Origin of the sequence: Kitasatospora purpeofusca (assembly GCF_034043715.1) — a bacterium.
GTDB classification, from domain to species: Bacteria; Actinomycetota; Actinomycetes; order Streptomycetales; family Streptomycetaceae; genus Kitasatospora; species Kitasatospora purpeofusca_A.
This window is the reverse complement of the sequence record NZ_JAXCLC010000009.1, coordinates 115,400-130,808: the sequence shown is the minus strand read 5'-3', so window position 1 is coordinate 130,808 and position 15,409 is coordinate 115,400. Positions and strand designations below refer to the sequence as shown.

The following is a 15,409-nucleotide window of genomic DNA, read 5'->3' as shown; positions in this document are numbered from 1 at the left end:
CCGCACCGGCACCGGCCGCGCCCGCGCCGGCCGTTGCCGGTGCCTCGAACGACCCGGAGGTGAGGGCCACCCGCGCCGAGGCGGCGGCGGAGGCCCGGCGCACCGGTCGCAGGATCGAAGTCGGGTCGGCCCGGACCGAGTACACCCAGGTGTTCGCGAACCCCTCGGGCACCTTCACCGTCGAACAGGCCTTCCAGCCGCAGCGGGTGAAGGTCGACGGCCGATGGACCGCGATCGACCCGACGCTCCGGTTCGCCCCGGACGGAAGCGTTCGGCCCGCCGCCACTCCGCTCGGTATGAGCTTCTCGGGCGGCAGACCCGGGCAGGCGCTCGCAGAGCTGAACCGTGCGGGGCGCCGGCTGGCCTTCTCCTGGGACGTCCCGCTTCCCGTCCCGACACTCGCGGGTCCGGTGGCGACGTACGCGAACGTGCTCCCGGACGTGGACCTGGTCGTCACCGCGCACGCCGAGGAGTTCTCCGAAGTCCTGGTCGTCAGGACCCCGGAGGCGGCCAGGAACCCGAAGCTCGAACGGCTGACGTTCACCACAAGGGGCACCGGCGTCACCGTGCGCACCGAGGCCGACGGCACGCTCCGGGCCGCGGACTCCACCGGCAAGGAGTTCTTCACCGGGTCCCGGCCGCTCATGTGGGACTCCAGGGCGGACGCCGAGGTGAAGCGCTCCGCCGCGCCCGAGGTCGCGCCGGAAGCGGTGCCCGGAGCGGTGCCCGGAGCGGGGTCCGAGACCACGGCGGAAGCCGCACCCGGCGCGGAGCCGGGAGCCGCACCCGGCGCGTCGCCCTCGGACGCCCCCCGGGAGGCCCGCCCGATGGCGGCCACGATCTCCGGCGCGGGCGACGACGCCAAGCTCACGATCACCCCCGAGCGGTCGCTGCTCACCGCGCCGGACACGGTGTTCCCGGTCGTGATCGACCCGACCTTCCCCGGCCGGCTGCAGAACTGGACGACCGCGTACAAGCCCACGCCCAACACCGGCTACTGGAACGGCGCGGGCTTCAACGAGGGCGACGGCAACAGCTATACGACCGTCGCCCGGGTCGGCCACGAGACCGACACCAACGGCACCGCCCGCTCGTTCTTCGAGTTGGACACCACGAACCTGTGGGACGCCGGCATCATCAGATCGACGTTCCGGCTGCGGGCCACCCACAGCTGGTCGTGCACCGCGAAGCCGATCACGCTCTACGACACCCCCAAGATCAGCCCGTCGACCAACTGGAACAACTCGGCCGGCTGGTGGGGCTATCCGGTGTCCACCGCGAAGACCGGTGCGGGCGGCGGCGCAAACTGCCCGGGCGGCGACGTCGAGTGGGACACCACCGGCCCGGCCCGGCTCGCCGCCGGCAACCACTGGTACAACTGGTCGCTGGGCCTGCGCGCGAACGACGAGAGCACCGCCTACTCGTGGACGAAGTTTCAGGCCAACAGCGCCATCCTGTCCACGGAGGCGAACTACCCGCCGGAGACGCCGGACTGGCTGTCCACGGACCCCGGGACCAGCTGCGACGGCTCCGTCGTCCTCGGCGACGCCCCGGCGGTCCGGCTGCGCGCCCGGGGCCAGGACCGCGACGGCGGCACCGTCAAGCTGCACTTCCGGCTCTACCCGACGGGCGGTCCGGTACGGGACGCCGGGATGGTGGCGGTCTCGGCCGGGAACGTCGGGACGCTCGACGTGCGGACCCAGGACCTGCCCACCGGTGAGTACACCTGGGACGTGGTGGCGTTCGACGACGCGGCGTGGTCCGGGTGGTCCCCGCCGTGCCGCTTCACCATCGACCGCTCCAGGCCCTCCAGGCCGCCGGTGGTGACCTCCACCGCCTACGTCCCCGACCCGGCCAGGACGGGTCCCGCGCGCGGCACCGGACCGTTCGGCTTCACCGCCAACGGGGTGAACGACGTCGCCCGGTACGAGTACTGGACGGAGTGGGACCCCGACCACCGGGCGGTCGACGCGCCGTGCGCGGGCTGCGACCGCGGCATCAGCCTCCGGATCCCGAACCCGGGACCGCACACCCTGTCCGTCCGCAGCAAGGACCGGGCGGGCAACTACTCGGACGTCGCGACGTACGACTTCTGGGCCAGGGGCAGCGGCGCGGTCGACGCGCCGGGCGACCTCGACGGCGACGGAAAGGTGGACGTCCTCACCACGGACCCGGACGGCCGGCTCCTGTTCTACCCGGGCACCGGCGCCGGCCTCGGCACACCCGCCCGCGCCTCCCAGTACACCGACACCCTCCCCAACAACGCCACGGCCTGGAAGGGCAATCTCGTCACCAGCCGCGGCGACTGGAACAGCGACGGCTACGCCGACGCCCTCGTGCGCCGCACCGACCCGACCACGGGCACAGTGGAGATGTACCTGCACCCCGGTCTCGGCGACGGACGCGTCTGCGTCGACAAGGAGTGTTCCGGATACCAGCGGATGCCCGTCCGCGACGACGCGAACCGCGCCCGGATCGCGGCCGCCACCGACCTGCTGGCCGTCGACAACGCCACCGGTGACGACACCGGCCTCGGGCTGGGCTACCCGGACCTGCTCGTGCTCTCCGGCGGCGAACTGTGGCTCTACCAGGGCGACGGCTCGGGCGCCCTGGACGCCGCGGGCCGAAGCCCGGTGCTGCTCGGCTCCGGGTGGGCCGACACCACCCTCAGCACGCCCGGTGACCTGACCGGAGACGGTCGGCCGGAAGTGTGGGCACGGAACGGCACCACCGGAGCGCTCACCCAGTACTCGCTCACCACCGCGGGCAGCACCCTGGTGCTCGGCCCCGGCACCGCCGTCGGCGGCACCTTCCGGACCGCCGCCCAGCCGTTGCTGGGCAGCGGCGGCGACCTCACCGGCGACGGAAAGCCGGACCTGTGGGCGCGCGGCGCCGACAAGCACATGTCCCTGTACGCCGGCACCGGCACGGGCACGGGAACCGGCGGCGGATTCGGCGCCGCCGTACCGCTCGCCGACAGCGTCAGCCTGTGGACCGACTGCCGGACCTTCTCCGGCCAGAGCGTCTGCGGACCGATCCTCGACAAGTACCTCGCCCTCGGCGGACCGGCCGGGCCGCTGCGCGACCCGGTGACCGGCACCACCGTCACCCCCGACGGGATCGGCCGCTACGTGCACTTCCGGTCCGGCGCGGCCGACGGCGGCTCGGCCGGCTCCGTCTACTGGTCGCCCGACACCGGCGCCCACTTCGTCAACGGCAACATCCGCAACAAATGGGCCGAACTCGGATGGGAGCAGAGTTACCTGGGATACCCCACCAGCGACGAACTCGACATCGGCGGCCTGGGCACCTCCTGGATCTCCACCTTCGCCGGCGCCCCCGGGGCGACGCCCGGTGCGATCACGTTCACCGGCTCGGCGGGCACCCACGAGATGCACGGCGCCATCTACGAGCACTACCTCGCCCTCGGCGGGCACAACGTCGTCGGATTCCCCACGACGGACGAGACACCCACCCCGGTCAAGCCCGGGTGGTACAACCACTTCGTGCTGCCCTCCGGCGGCACCGAGCCGTACCTGTCGATCTACTGGAGTCAGGACACCGGCGCGCACGAGGTGCACGGCGACATCCGCACCAAGTGGTCCCAACTCGGCTGGGAGAACAGCTACCTGGGCTTCCCGACCAGCGACGAGTTCACCGTCGCCGCCGGGCGCCGCTCCAGCTTCACCGGCGGCTACATCCGCTGGAACGGCATCGCCGGCGGCTCGACGGACTACCACGGCGGGGACGAACGCCCGATGGCCCGCACCAGTGTGGCGGGCGACTTCGACGGCGACGGGCGCGACGACGTCGCGACCTTCGTCGACTACGGCACCTGCGCCATGGGCATCTGGACGTTCACCACCGGACCCGACGGCAAGCCCGCGAACCCGGTCGAGCGCAAGAGCTGGCCCAAGGACTGGTGGTGCTACGGCGACGCCAAGTACCTGGCAGGCGACTTCAACGGCGACGGACGCGACGACCTGGCCGCCGTCTACGGCTACGGGGACGGCCGGGTGAAGATCTTCACCTGGCTCGTCCGCCCGGACGGGTCCTTCGACGAGCAGCTGGGCCGCGAGGTGCCGCCCGGCAGCTGGAGCTGGAACGCGATCAAACCGGTCACCGGCGACTTCAACGGCGACCACCGCGACGACATCGCCTTCCTGTACGACTTCGGCGACTGCGACTCCGGCCTCTTCACCCTCTACGGCCAGACCAGCGGCGGCTTCGCCACCGAACTCGCGAGCTACCGCTCCGGCGCGGGCAACTGGTGCGCGTCGGCCTCGACCCTGCTGGCCGGCGACTTCGACAGGGACGGCCGAACCGACATCACCGTCATGTACAACTTCGGCAACGGCAACGCCCGGCTGCTGACCTTCCGCGCCCGCCCGGACGGGGGATTCAACGCCGCGTCCATCGCCTGGACCGGCGCCCCGAACGACTGGTGGCCCGAACGCGCCAAATACGCCGCCGGTGACTTCAACGGCGACGGCTACGCCGACATCGGTGCGGTCTACAGCTACCCCGACGGCCGCGTCCGGTTCTTCACCTTCACCGGCCGGCCCGACGGCACCGTCAACGGCTTCACCGGCGGCTGGGACATCCCGCCCGGTAACTGGGACTGGAACGCCCTCACCCTCACCGGAGGCAAGTACGACGGCGACAACCGTGCCGATCTGACGTACATGTACGACTTCGGCGACACCCGCTTCAGCCTCGCCGTCGTCCCCGGCCGCCCCGACGGCACGTTCACCGGCAACCTGCCCGGCTGGGAGACCTCGGCGGGCCTCTGGTAACCGCCGGCCGCACCACCTGAACGGCCACCGGCGCCGGAACCACCCCTCGCCGCCCGGTCGCGCGCAGCACAGCAGCGTGACCGGGCGGCGAGGGGTGCCCCGGGTGTTCGACGGGGCCGGGTTGGTCAGGTCAGCAGGGCGGACTGGAAGGTGACCACCTGCTGGAACGCCGCTGCGGAGACTCCCCCGGGGTTGGTCATGGTGATCACGGCCACGATGTCGCCCGCGGAGAGGTAGGCCAGCCGGGCGGCCGGCTGGGTGCCGGGGGCGCCGGGCGGGGTCTCGCGGACCGTGAAGTTGACGCCGTAGAGCATGTCCCAGTCCGGTGGTGTGACACTCCGGAGGCCGTCGATGTCCTTCGGGTTGCCGTGGTCGCGCAACTCGACGAACGGGGGCCAGGCTTCCTTGGAGGAGCCGAAGGCCATGAGCCGGATCCGCGTGCGGGTGCCGTCGGAGGCGGTCCACTCCCGGGCGGTGGCGGCCCGGCAGGCGTACTGGACCAGGAGGGCGTGCAGCTTGGCCGGGTCCTTCTCGTCGGCGAGGAGTGTCGTGCAGTCGAGCCGCTCCGCGAGGGCGGGTGCGGTTCCGGAGGCACTCGGGCTCGTACCTCCGGTCGGACTTGCCGTCGGGCTCGCGGTCGCGGCCGGGGCGAGCGTCCCGACCGCCTCCCGAGGAGCCGGGAGGAGGAGGCGCCGCAGGTCGGCGGCGTGCCGGCTCTTGTTCTCCCTGGGTACGGCCGAACCGGACGGCAGCGGCGGCAGGGTCAGTGCGGGGAAGACGTAGCGCCCGTCGCTCCTGGTGGCCAGGCCCGGTATGTCGGTGCGTTCGGGCGCGGTGACGGCGAGCGCGCTCCCCGTGCCGGCCAGCGCGCACACCAGCGCGGCGGCACTCCACCGCAGTGCGGCCTTCCGGCGCCGGGTGCGGCGGGCCGCCGGGTCCTCCTCGGCCCGGGGCGCGTCGACGGCCGCCGGCGCGGCCCCGGGGGCCTGCGCGGGGGCGTCCGGAAGGACGTCGGCGGGGGCGTCCTCGGGCGCGTGCGGTGCGGGCGGGCCGGGCAGCGGTTCCTCCGGCGCGGCAGGGCTCTCGCGGTCGGTCATACGGAGGCTCCTGGGCGGGCGAGTCGGTCGAGTTGTCGGGTGAGCAGGGTGACGATCGCATCCTTGGGCAGCGGTGCCACGCCCTCGGCGTTAAGCACCACCAGGAGGTCGCCCTCGGCGGCCGAGCACTCCATCCGGTCGATCGGTGCGGACGGTGCGGCGGGCATCAGGTAGCAGTGCGCCTCGGGGTGCCCCGGAACGGCCGGGCCGGTGCGGAAGAGCCCGGTGTCCCCGGTGAACACGGCGGTGTACTCGTTCGTCTTCTGCACCTCCTGCTGGTTGAACTGGTGCAGCTTGATGCCGACGACGAGGCTGTTCAGGCGGTTCTTGTAGGTGCGCACGCCGATGGCCCGGACGTGCAGGCTCTCCCAGTACTGGCGGAGCTTGTCCTGCTGCGCCTTGGGGACCGCTACGAGGTCGTCGTCGAGCCCGGCCTTGAGCTTCTCGCCCGTCAGCTCGGTGTCGTTGCCGTAGCTGCCGTCGTCCGGACCGAGCCCGTAGTCGCCGGTGGCGGGCAGCAGGAGGTCCCGCAGGGAGCCGAAGTGGCTGCCGTTCGACTTCGCACCGAACGGGGCCGCGGTGGGTGTCGGGGATATCGGGGACGTCGTCGGGGCGGGCGGGGCAGCCGTGACGGGGGCGGGATCGTCGTACCGGACCTGGATGAACCCGACGCCGATGACCACGCCGACCAGCGCGGCCGCGACGGTCGCCCCGGCGGCCCGCAGGGCGAGGCGTCCGGGCCTTGGTTCGGACCGCGGGTGTTCGGTCGGATCGATGTCGGTCATACCAGTCGCTCCCACTGCTGCTTGGCGAGGCCCTTGACGACCTCGGCGTCGACCGGTTGCGTCCCGAACACCTCAACCTGCATCTGCACGGTGCCGCGCTGGGCGACGGCGGTTCCCAGGTAGTACTTCTCGGTGGTCTCGTTCCAGTACAGGGGCGCGGCCGCGATCCGGTAGCCGCCGTTGGCGTCCGCGGTGAAGGGCTGCAGATCGGTGTCGCGCATGCCTGCTTCGGCAGCGAAGTCGGCCGAGCGCTGGATCAACGTGATCCGGACCTTCAGGCCGTTCTGCTTCCAGTCGACCTCGGCCGCGCGCCGGAAGCCGTGCTCGTTGAGGGAGATGAAGTTGTGGGCGACGCCCGCGGTGCGATCGGCGCGTTCACCGACCGTGATCCAGCTCGGCGTCGTCGGGTATTCGTTCCAACTGGTGCTGCCCGGCGGCGCGGTGAGCAGCAGCTTGCGCAGGTCCCCGTCGATGGCCAGCGGCGCCGGAGCGGCCTCGGCGGCCGCGGCGGCCGCGGCGGGGTCCAGCACCTCGGCCGGGTAGGTCGGCACGGTCGCCTGGATCCGCGGCAGCGGGGTCGGGGGCCGGTTCGACTGGACGGCGTAGCCGATGCCGCCGCCGGCCGCCGTTCCGAGCAGCAGCCCGCAGACCAGCAGCAGGACCGGCCTCGGGCGGCGCGGCTTGCGCGCCAGAGCCGGAGCCGGGGCCGGGGTGGCCGGATCGGTGGGTGGCGAGGAGGTGGGTGGTTCTTCCGGCTGCCCCGGGAACGGGCCGGCCGGCGGCGGGTCGGCGTGCGACGGCGCCGCGGATTCGATGGTCACGCGGTGGCTCCAGTCGGAGAGGGGAGGGCGGGGCGGCGGGGATTCAGCGCCCGGAGGTCAGCCAGTCCCGCTGACGCTTCATCACTTCGTTCAGCAGTGCCTTGTCCGGGGTGCCCTTCACGTCGACGTCGACCGTGTACTCCACGTCGCCCTGGACGGAGATGCCGCTCATCGAGCCGGTGTAGGCCTGCTCCTTGGGCTTGCGGACGTATCCGTGGGCGGCCGGGTCCCCGGTGATCTCCAGCGGGTCGCCGTTCATGGTGTGGCTCTTGGCGTAGTCGCGCGCGTCCGCGGCCGAACCGAAACGCAGCAGCGTGACGGTGACCTCGGTCTTGCCGTCCGCGGTCCGGTACACGCGGGTCGCGGCGTCCTTGAACTTGTAGGACTTGAGGACGTCCATGATGTCCAGCCCCTCCTCGTACGCCGCGGACAGGTCCTCGTCGGTCATCGGCATGCCGTCGACCGGCCCGTAGGACTCGCCGCCGGCGGGGACGGGGAGCAGGAAGTAGCGCAGGTCTCCCTCGTGCCGCCCACCGCTGACGGTGCCCTTGACGGTGCTTGCCGGAGCCGGCGCGGCCGGCGGGACGGTGGGCGGGGTCGACGGTGCCGGATCCGGGGGCGAGGCGGGTGCGGCGCTCGTGGACGGGGTCACGGCCGTCGGCGAGGCTCCGGCCGCTCCGGCGGCGGCGGTGACCGCCGGTCGGCCGTCCGGCCTGCCGACGGCGACCGTGACGACGGCGCTGGTCGCGGTCACCGCGAGCAGCCCGGCGGTGGCCAGGGCCACGGCGACGGATCGCGGCACTCTCCGGCGGCGTTCGGTGGCCGGTCCGGCCGGTGGGTCCTGTGCTGCGGCGACATCGTGGAGTGCCGCCTCCGGCATCGGATCGACGGCGGAGGGCGCATGGTCGGGCGTGGACAAGGGACTCCCCGGGACAGCTCACGAATTCGCGCGCGGACTGCCCGCGGTGGTGCCTCGGCGGCTCCGGGGGCGCTCGAAACGCGTCAGACCGGAATTATGCGAGCGGCCGGGCCCGGGTGCCAACAAGATCAATCACCACAGTCCCGGCCATTGACCGACCAAAGGGACACACCGTGACCGAACCGAAATCGGCCGACGGCTCCGACGATGTCGCGGCTGCCTGCCGCCGCCGGCGCGGGGTGAGCCGCGGTCGGTGGGCGAGGGCCGGTCGCTCGGGCCGGGGGCGGTGCGAGTGTGGCCGAGGGGGCCGGTGGGGCGCCAGTTCCGTGGTCCCGGGGAGTGGTGGCGCGGGGGTCGGGGTGACCGTTGCGGGGCGGTCGCACCGGGGCTGGGCTGCGGGTTCTGACGCGGCCATGTCTCGCCGGCGGGACGGCGGGCAGGGCACGGGTGCTCTCCCTCGGCTTCGGGGTCGGCGCCCTCGGCGTCGCGCTGGGCGCCTGGATGGGCGCGTTCGCCCTGTTCGTGGTGTTCGGCGGGGTGTTCGCCGACCGCTTCCACCCCCGGCCGCAGATGATCGCCGCGGACGGGGCGCGCTGCGCGGTCCAGGCCGGACTCGCGCTCTGCCTCTGGCTCGGCCACCCGCCGCTGTGGCTGCTGGTCCTCGCGTCGGTGCTCGGCGGGCTCGCCACCGCGATGTTCCAACCGGGGCTGACCAGCCTGGTCCCCCAGGTCGCCACCGACCCGCAGCAGGCCAACGGCGTGCTGCGGGTCAGCCAGGGCGTCGCCACGATGGCCGGCCCGGCCCTCGCCGGCACCCTGGTCGCGGTGGTCTCCCCGGCGTCGGTCTTCGCCGCGACGGCGGTCGCCTTCGTGGTCAGCGGGCTCTGTCTGACGGCCCTGCGGCTGCCGTACGTCGAACCCGACCGCAGCGCCTCCACCCTGCAGAACCTGCGCGAGGGCTGGACGGAGTTCCGCTCCCGCTCCTGGCTGTGGTCGGTGATCCTGATCTGGTGGGTCCTCGGCGTCGCGGTCTGGGGCCCGATCACCCCGGTCGGCGCGGTCTCCATCATCGACGCCCACGGCAAGGCGGCCTTCGGCTGGGCGGAGAGCGCCTTCGGTGTCGGCTGCGTGTTCGGCGGCCTGGTCGCGATCCGGCTGCGCCCGTCCCGTCCGCTGTTCGGCGGGGCGGTGGCGATGCTGCTCTTCCCGCTGATGCCGCTGTCCGCCGCGCTGGTGCCGCCGGTGCCGCTGCTGATGGCGGGCTACCTGGTCAGCGGCATCGGGTGGGCGTTCTGGGGCGTCCAGTGGGCGACGGCAGCGGCTACCTCGGCATCACCCACGCCGCCTGCATGGCCGAACTCGGCCACGACGTCCTCGGACTGGACATCGACGAGGACCGGGTCCACTCCCTCAACCGCGGTGAACTGCCCATCCACGAGCAGGGACTGGGAGAACGTTGCGCCGCAACCTGGCCGCCGGGCGGCTGCGCTTCGGCACCGACCCGAAGGAGGCCGCCGCCTTCGGCGACCTGCACTTCCTCTGCCTCGGCACGCCGCAGAGCAAGGACTCCGGAGCCGCCGACCTCTCCCAACTCGACGCCGCCCTGGCCGCCCTGGCCCCGCACCTGGACCGGCCCTGCGTGGTCGTCGGCAAGTCCACCGTCCCGGTCGGCACGGGCCGAGCGGCTGGCCGCCCGGCTCACTGCGCTGGCGCCCGCCGGAGAGGCCGCCGAACTCGCCTGGAACCCGGAGTTCCTGAGGGAGGGTCATGCGGTGGAGGACACCCTGATGCCCGACCGGATCGTGCTCGGGGTGCGCCCCGGCCGGGCCGAGGGTCTGCTGCGCGACCTGTACGGGCCGCTGGGCGACATCCCGACCGTGGTCACCGACTACGCCACCGCCGAACTGGTCAAGACCGCCGCGAACGCCTTCCTGGCGACCAAGATCTTGTACATCAACGCGATCGCCGAGGTCTGCGAGGCGGCCGGCGCCGATGTGGTGCGGCTGGCCGAGGCGCTGGGTCACGACGAGCGGATCGGCCGGCGCTTCCTCGCCGCCGGACTCGGCTTCGGCGGCGGCTGCCTGCCCAAGGACATCCGGGCCTTCGTCGCCCGCGCCGAGGAGTTGGGCACCGGCGAGTCGCTGGAGTTCCTGCGGCAGGTGGACGCGATCAACCTGCGCCGCCGCACCCGCGCCGTCGACCACGCCCGGGAACTGGTGGCCGGCTCCTTCGCCGGCCGCAGGGTCGCGGTGCTCGGCGCCGCCTTCAAGCCCGAGTCGGACGACATCCGTGACTCGCCCGCGCTCGACGTCGCCGCGGCGATCGCGCGCGAGGGCGGGCAGGTCTCGGTGTACGACCCGGCGGCCCTGGACAATGCCCGCAAGGCCTTCCCCGACCTGGCCTACGCCGCCTCCGCCGCGGCGGCCGCGCGCGGGGCCGAGGTGGTGCTGCTGCTGACCGAGTGGCGCGAGTTCGTGGAACTCGACCCGGCGGCCCTGGGCGAGGAGGTCGCCGTCCGGGCCGTCGTCGACGGCCGCAACGTCCTGGACCCCCGGGCGTGGCGGGCGGCCGGCTGGACGTACCGCTCCCTCGGCCGCCGCTGACCGGGGTGGGGGCCGGGCCGGGCCGGGCCGGCCCCCACGGTGCCCGACCGTCCGGGACCTACGGGAGGTACTCGTTGCTGAACGCCTCGGCGGGGGTGGCGGGCTTCTCGATCAGGCCCTGCTCCTGCATGAAGGCGGCCATCCGGTCCCAGGTGGCCGGGTCGTTGAGGCCCGGCTTCCCGGTGGCGGGCGGCTGCATCAGGGGGACGGTGGCGCGGAGGACGGCGAGCGCGGCGTCCTGCTGCTTCTGGTCGTTCATGCCCGGGATGTGGGTCTTGCTGATCGACACCGCCTCGTCGGGGTGCTCGACGGTGTACTGGACGCCGCGCAGCGTGGCCGCCACGAACTTGCGCACGTCGTCGCCGCGCTTGTCCAGGGTGGCCCTGGTGGCGCCGAGGCCGGCCGCGACCAGCGGCAGGGCCGAGGCGCCGCCGGTGCCCTCGACGGCGCGGACGGCCAGGCCGGCCTGCTGGAACTGGACGGCGTCGTTGTTGAGGTAGCCCATCACGGCGTCGACCTTCTTGCCGACCAGGGCGGCCTGCTGGGTGAAGCCGATGTGCTGGACGTCGACGTCCTTGGTGGTCAGTCCGCCGGCCTTCAGCTGGGCCAGCAGGCCGAAGTAGGTCTCGCCGTAGGGGCCGGGGGTGCCGATGCTGTGACCGCGCAGGTCCGCGACGGTGTGGATCGGGGAGTCCTGCGGCACCAGCATCGCCACCGGGTAGGTGTGGTAGAGGGTGGCGATGTCCACCACCGGCACGTCCTTGGCCCGGGCCTGGAGCATTTCGTCGCCGCCGGCGAAGACCACGTCCTCCTGGCCGCCGGTCATGGCGCCGAACAGGTCGTCGGTGAAGCTGTGATGACGAAGCGTCACCTTGAGACCGGCCTCCTTGTAGAAGCCCTTGCTCTCCGCCACGTAGAAGGGGGCGAACTGGATGTTGGGGATATAGGTGAGGCCGACGGTGAGGGCGCCGCCGGCCTTGCCGTCCGAGGACTTGGCGGCGGTCGGGTCGGAGGCGCAGGCCGAGAGCGTGGCGCTGCCCGCGAGGAGGAGGGCGAGCGCCCCGGCGGCGCGGGCGGTGGTCTTGGGCATGCGACAGTCCTTGTTCGTAGGGATTTCGACGGGAGCAGGCACGGGGAGCGGAAGTGGAGGTGGATGCCGAACCGGCGGCGGAAGCGGAAGCGGAGGCGGAAGCGGAGGCGCGAGGTGCGAGGCGCGAGGAACGAGGAGCCGGTGCTCAGCGGTCCACGGTCAACTCGACCAGCCGGACGGTTCCGTAGGTGGCGGCGGCCAGCAGGGTGAGGGTGAGCAGCGAGACGAACAGGCCGGTGGAGTCGGCCTGGCCGCGCTGGACGGCGAGCAGTTGGCCGAGGCCCTCGCCGCCCATCACGAACTCGCCGACCACCGCGCCGGTGATCGAGAGCGTGCACCCGGTGCGGACCCCGGCGAGGATGCTCGGCAGCGCCAGCGGGAACTCGATGTGGCGCAGCATGCCCCACCGGCCCACCCCGTCGACCCGGGCGGCGTTGAGCACCTCGGGGTCGAGTTCACGCAGGCCGAGCATGGTGTTGACCAGCATCGGGAAGAAGACCAGCAGCGCGCAGAGGATGGCGATCGGCAGCAGCCCGTACCCGATCCACAGGGCGAGCAGCGGCGCGAGCGCCACCGCCGGTACGGCCTGGGAGGCGGCGAGGTAGGGCTGCAGGGCTCGTGCGGCGACGGTGCTGCGGGCCATCAGGTAGCCGAGCGGCAGGGCCGCCGCGATGCCCAGGCCGCTGCCGGCGGCGCTCTCCACGACGGTCTGCCAGGCGTAGCCGAGCAGTCCGCCGTCGGTGACCGCGTGGACGAAGGCCTGGGCGACGGTGCCGGGGGAGGGCAGGAAGAACGCCGAGACGGCTTTGGTCCGGGTGACGACGTCCCAGGTGCCCACCAGGATCAGGCCGAACACCAGCGGCGGCAGGACCGTCGCGAGTCGGCCGGTGGCCCGTGCGGACCGGCCGGTGACGGACCGGCCGGTGGCGGACCGGCCGGTGGCGGACCGGCCGGTGGCGGACCGGCCGGTGGCGGTGGCCCGGGGCACCGGGGTGGCGTCCGGTGCCGGTGGCGTCCGGTGGGCGGTCTTCGGCTCTGACACGGAAGCTCCGTTCGTCTCCCCGTACGCAGGGTGGGTGGTTCTGGCGCCGGGCCGCGGCCGGCTCGGTGCGTTCATCGGGCCGTGCGGCGCAGCAGGAGGGTGACGGCCAGGACCGCCGCGGCGCCCGCGGCGAGCGCGAGCCAGCCCGTTCCGGTGCCGGTGGCCGTCACGACCGCGATGCCCAGCGGTGGCCCGACGGCCGTCCCCGTGCTCCAGGCCAGCGAGGACAGTGCACTGCCCCGGCCGAGCGAGGCGGGGCCCGAGAACCGTACCAGCAGCGGAAAGAACGCCGAGGAGTAGGCGATTTCGCCGATCGCGAAGAGCGCGGCGAAGGCGGCCAGCAGGGCGGTCCTGGCCGCGCCGCCGGTGGCCGCCGCGAGGGCGCCCGCGCCGAACGCGGCGCACCACAGCAGTGGCGCCGCGATCAGGGCGGCCTCCTCGGCCAGCGCTTCGAGGCGCCGGGCGACGGGGTGCTGGAGCAGGAGCAGGACGAGGGCGTTGCCGACGGTGACCGCGCTGACGCCGGCCAGGCCGATGCCCATGCCGTGGTGCAGCAGCAGCGGGACGGTCGCCTCGATCTGGGTGAAGCCGGCGGTCGCGAAGAGCGCCTGGGCGAGCATCAGCAGGGCGATCGGACGGCTGCGCAGCAGGGTCCGGTAGCCCGGCGGGTCCGGTTCCCGGTCCGTGGCACCGCCGCCGGGCGCGGTGGGCATATCCGGTGTGCCCGCCATGCTCGGTATGTCCGCCGTGTTCGGCAGCTCGGGCACGCCCGGCCCGTCGGGCGCGGCCGGGCGGCGCCGGTGGAGCAGCAGGAAGAGCACGGCGAGCGGCACCGAGGCGGCCGCCGCCGCCTCGTACAGCCAGGGCAGGGTGCCCGCCGGGTGCCCGGCGGCGAGCAGCAGCCCGCCGCCGGTGGCGCCCAGACCCATGCCCGCGTTGGTCATCACATGGCGCAGCACGAAGGCGCGGCGTTGCCCCGCGGCCGGCACCAGGGCGGTGACCACCCCGGTGACAGCCGCGTACTGCAGGCCGTAGCCGACGCCCGCGAGCAGGCCGGAGGCCGTCACGGGCAGGCTGCCGCCCGCGGCGCCGAGCAGCGCGTAGGAGAGGACCAGCGAGGTGGTGCCGACCGCGCCGACCGCCGCCGCGCTGCCCCGGTCGGCCCGGGGGCCTCCGAGGACCGCGGCGGCGCACCCGGCGGCGGCCATCGCCACGAAGTAGCCGCCGGCGCCGGTCCCGCCCAGCCCGAGCTGGTCGCTGATGTAGATGCTGGTGAGCGGGAAGACCAGGCCGATGCCGGCGCTGGACGCCAGCAGGGCGGCCATCAGGCCGTGGAACCCGGAGCCGGGACGCCCGTCCGGCTGTCCGGATCCGCTCATCGGCCGGTCGGGCCGGTCGGGCCGGTCAGGCCGTCGCGCAGCGCGAGCAGCTCGCGGACCGGGGCGAGGTCGAACGGGCCGGGGACGGAGACGATGATCTCGGTGGCGCCGGCCGCCGCGAAAGCCTCGGCCAGGCCGGTCTGCGGGGCGTCGATCATCACGGTGCGGCCGATCTCGCGCGGGTCGCGGCCGACCTCGGCGCACCAGTCGTCGAGCAGGCCGCTGCGGCGGGCGAACTCGGCCACCGGGTCGGTGGAGTCCCAGCCGTACCAGTTCCACAGGTCGGCGTACCGGGCCACGGCCTGGAGGGTGCGCTTCTCGCCGCCGCCGCCGATGAGGATCGGCAGCGGGCCGACCGGCGCGGGGTTGAGCCGGGTCAGGCGGTCGCGGATCGCGGTGACGGCTTCCTCGAAGGCGTCGATCCGGCCGCCGGGGCCGGGGAACGGGTAGCCGTACTCGCGGTGCTCCTGCTCGAACCAGCCGGCGCCGACGCCGAGCACCAGGCGGCCGCCGCTGAGCAGGTCGACGGTGCGGGCCTGGTCGGCGAGCAGGTGGGGGTTGCGGTAGGCGGTGCAGGTCACCAGGGAGCCGATGGTGGCCCGGCTGGTCTCGACGGCCATCGCGGCCAGCAGCGACCAGCACTCGTAGTGGCGGCCGTCGAGGTCGCCGGTCTGCGGCATGAAGTGGTCCCAGGTCCACAGCGAGTCGACGCCGAGCTCGTCGGCGGCGCGCCAGGCGGCCCGCAGGTCGGCCAGGTCGCAGTGCTGGGGGTGGAGCTGGGCGCCGATCCGCAGGGTGGGGCGGGTGGCGGCGGGGGTGGTGCTCACGGGGGTCTCCTGGTGGTGCGGGTGCGGGTGGGTGTCCGACGCCTGGAGGG

General features: G+C 73.6%; 9 protein-coding genes and 2 pseudogenes. 3 read left to right on the top strand and 8 right to left on the bottom strand.

Going from position 1 to position 15,409, the window contains the following annotated elements; translation table 11 throughout:
• Window positions 1-59 precede the first annotated feature (59 nt).
• Window positions 60-4,796 carry an FG-GAP-like repeat-containing protein gene (locus tag SM793_RS07315; RefSeq protein ID WP_320437210.1) on the top strand — a complete coding sequence of 1,579 codons (4,737 nt, stop codon included), beginning with the start codon at window positions 60-62 and terminating at the stop codon, window positions 4,794-4,796.
• A gap of 125 nt (window positions 4,797-4,921) precedes the next feature.
• Here SM793_RS07315 and SM793_RS07310 read toward each other — a convergent pair whose 3' ends face one another.
• From SM793_RS07310 to SM793_RS07295, 4 genes are read right to left on the bottom strand one after another with little or no spacing between them, the layout of a single operon-like run.
• Window positions 4,922-5,893: a hypothetical protein gene (locus SM793_RS07310; protein ID WP_320437209.1), complete on the bottom strand. Its 972-nt coding sequence runs from the start codon at window positions 5,891-5,893 to the stop codon at window positions 4,922-4,924.
• Window positions 5,890-6,678: a hypothetical protein gene (locus SM793_RS07305; RefSeq protein WP_320437208.1), complete on the bottom strand. Its 789-nt coding sequence runs from the start codon at window positions 6,676-6,678 to the stop codon at window positions 5,890-5,892. Before SM793_RS07305 ends, SM793_RS07310 begins: the two co-directional genes overlap by 4 nt.
• Entirely contained in the window at window positions 6,675-7,499 is an 825-nt protein-coding gene (locus tag SM793_RS07300; RefSeq protein ID WP_320437207.1) for a hypothetical protein, read from the bottom strand. Before SM793_RS07300 ends, SM793_RS07305 begins: the two co-directional genes overlap by 4 nt.
• A gap of 43 nt (window positions 7,500-7,542) precedes the next feature.
• Window positions 7,543-8,418: a hypothetical protein gene (locus tag SM793_RS07295; protein WP_320437206.1), complete on the bottom strand. Its 876-nt coding sequence runs from the start codon at window positions 8,416-8,418 to the stop codon at window positions 7,543-7,545.
• A gap of 501 nt (window positions 8,419-8,919) precedes the next feature.
• Between SM793_RS07295 and SM793_RS07290 the strand changes: the two are divergent.
• Together SM793_RS07290 and SM793_RS07285 are read left to right on the top strand one after the other, a co-directional pair.
• Window positions 8,920-9,711 (top strand): annotated as a pseudogene (locus tag SM793_RS07290) (MFS transporter); the annotation flags it as partial.
• A 56-nt stretch (window positions 9,712-9,767) separates the two neighbouring features.
• Window positions 9,768-11,021, top strand: a pseudogene (locus SM793_RS07285) (UDP-glucose dehydrogenase family protein).
• 58 nt (window positions 11,022-11,079) lie between these two features.
• On the opposite strand, the gene SM793_RS07280 reads toward SM793_RS07285, so the two are convergent.
• The 4 genes from SM793_RS07280 to SM793_RS07265 all read right to left on the bottom strand — a co-directional run bounded on the left by SM793_RS07280 (window position 11,080) and on the right by SM793_RS07265 (window position 15,359).
• Entirely contained in the window at window positions 11,080-12,111 is a 1,032-nt protein-coding gene (locus SM793_RS07280) for an ABC transporter substrate-binding protein (RefSeq protein WP_320437205.1), read from the bottom strand.
• A 145-nt stretch (window positions 12,112-12,256) separates the two neighbouring features.
• Window positions 12,257-12,841: an ABC transporter permease gene (locus SM793_RS07275; RefSeq protein WP_320437227.1), complete on the bottom strand. Its 585-nt coding sequence runs from the start codon at window positions 12,839-12,841 to the stop codon at window positions 12,257-12,259.
• A 383-nt stretch (window positions 12,842-13,224) separates the two neighbouring features.
• Window positions 13,225-14,532 (bottom strand): MFS transporter, encoded by a 1,308-nt coding sequence (locus tag SM793_RS07270; protein WP_320437204.1) that lies wholly within the window; start codon window positions 14,530-14,532, stop codon window positions 13,225-13,227.
• Window positions 14,529-15,359, bottom strand: coding sequence for an LLM class F420-dependent oxidoreductase (locus SM793_RS07265; protein ID WP_320437203.1), 831 nt, complete (start codon window positions 15,357-15,359; stop codon window positions 14,529-14,531). Before SM793_RS07265 ends, SM793_RS07270 begins: the two co-directional genes overlap by 4 nt.
• Between the last annotated feature and the right edge of the window lie 50 nt (window positions 15,360-15,409).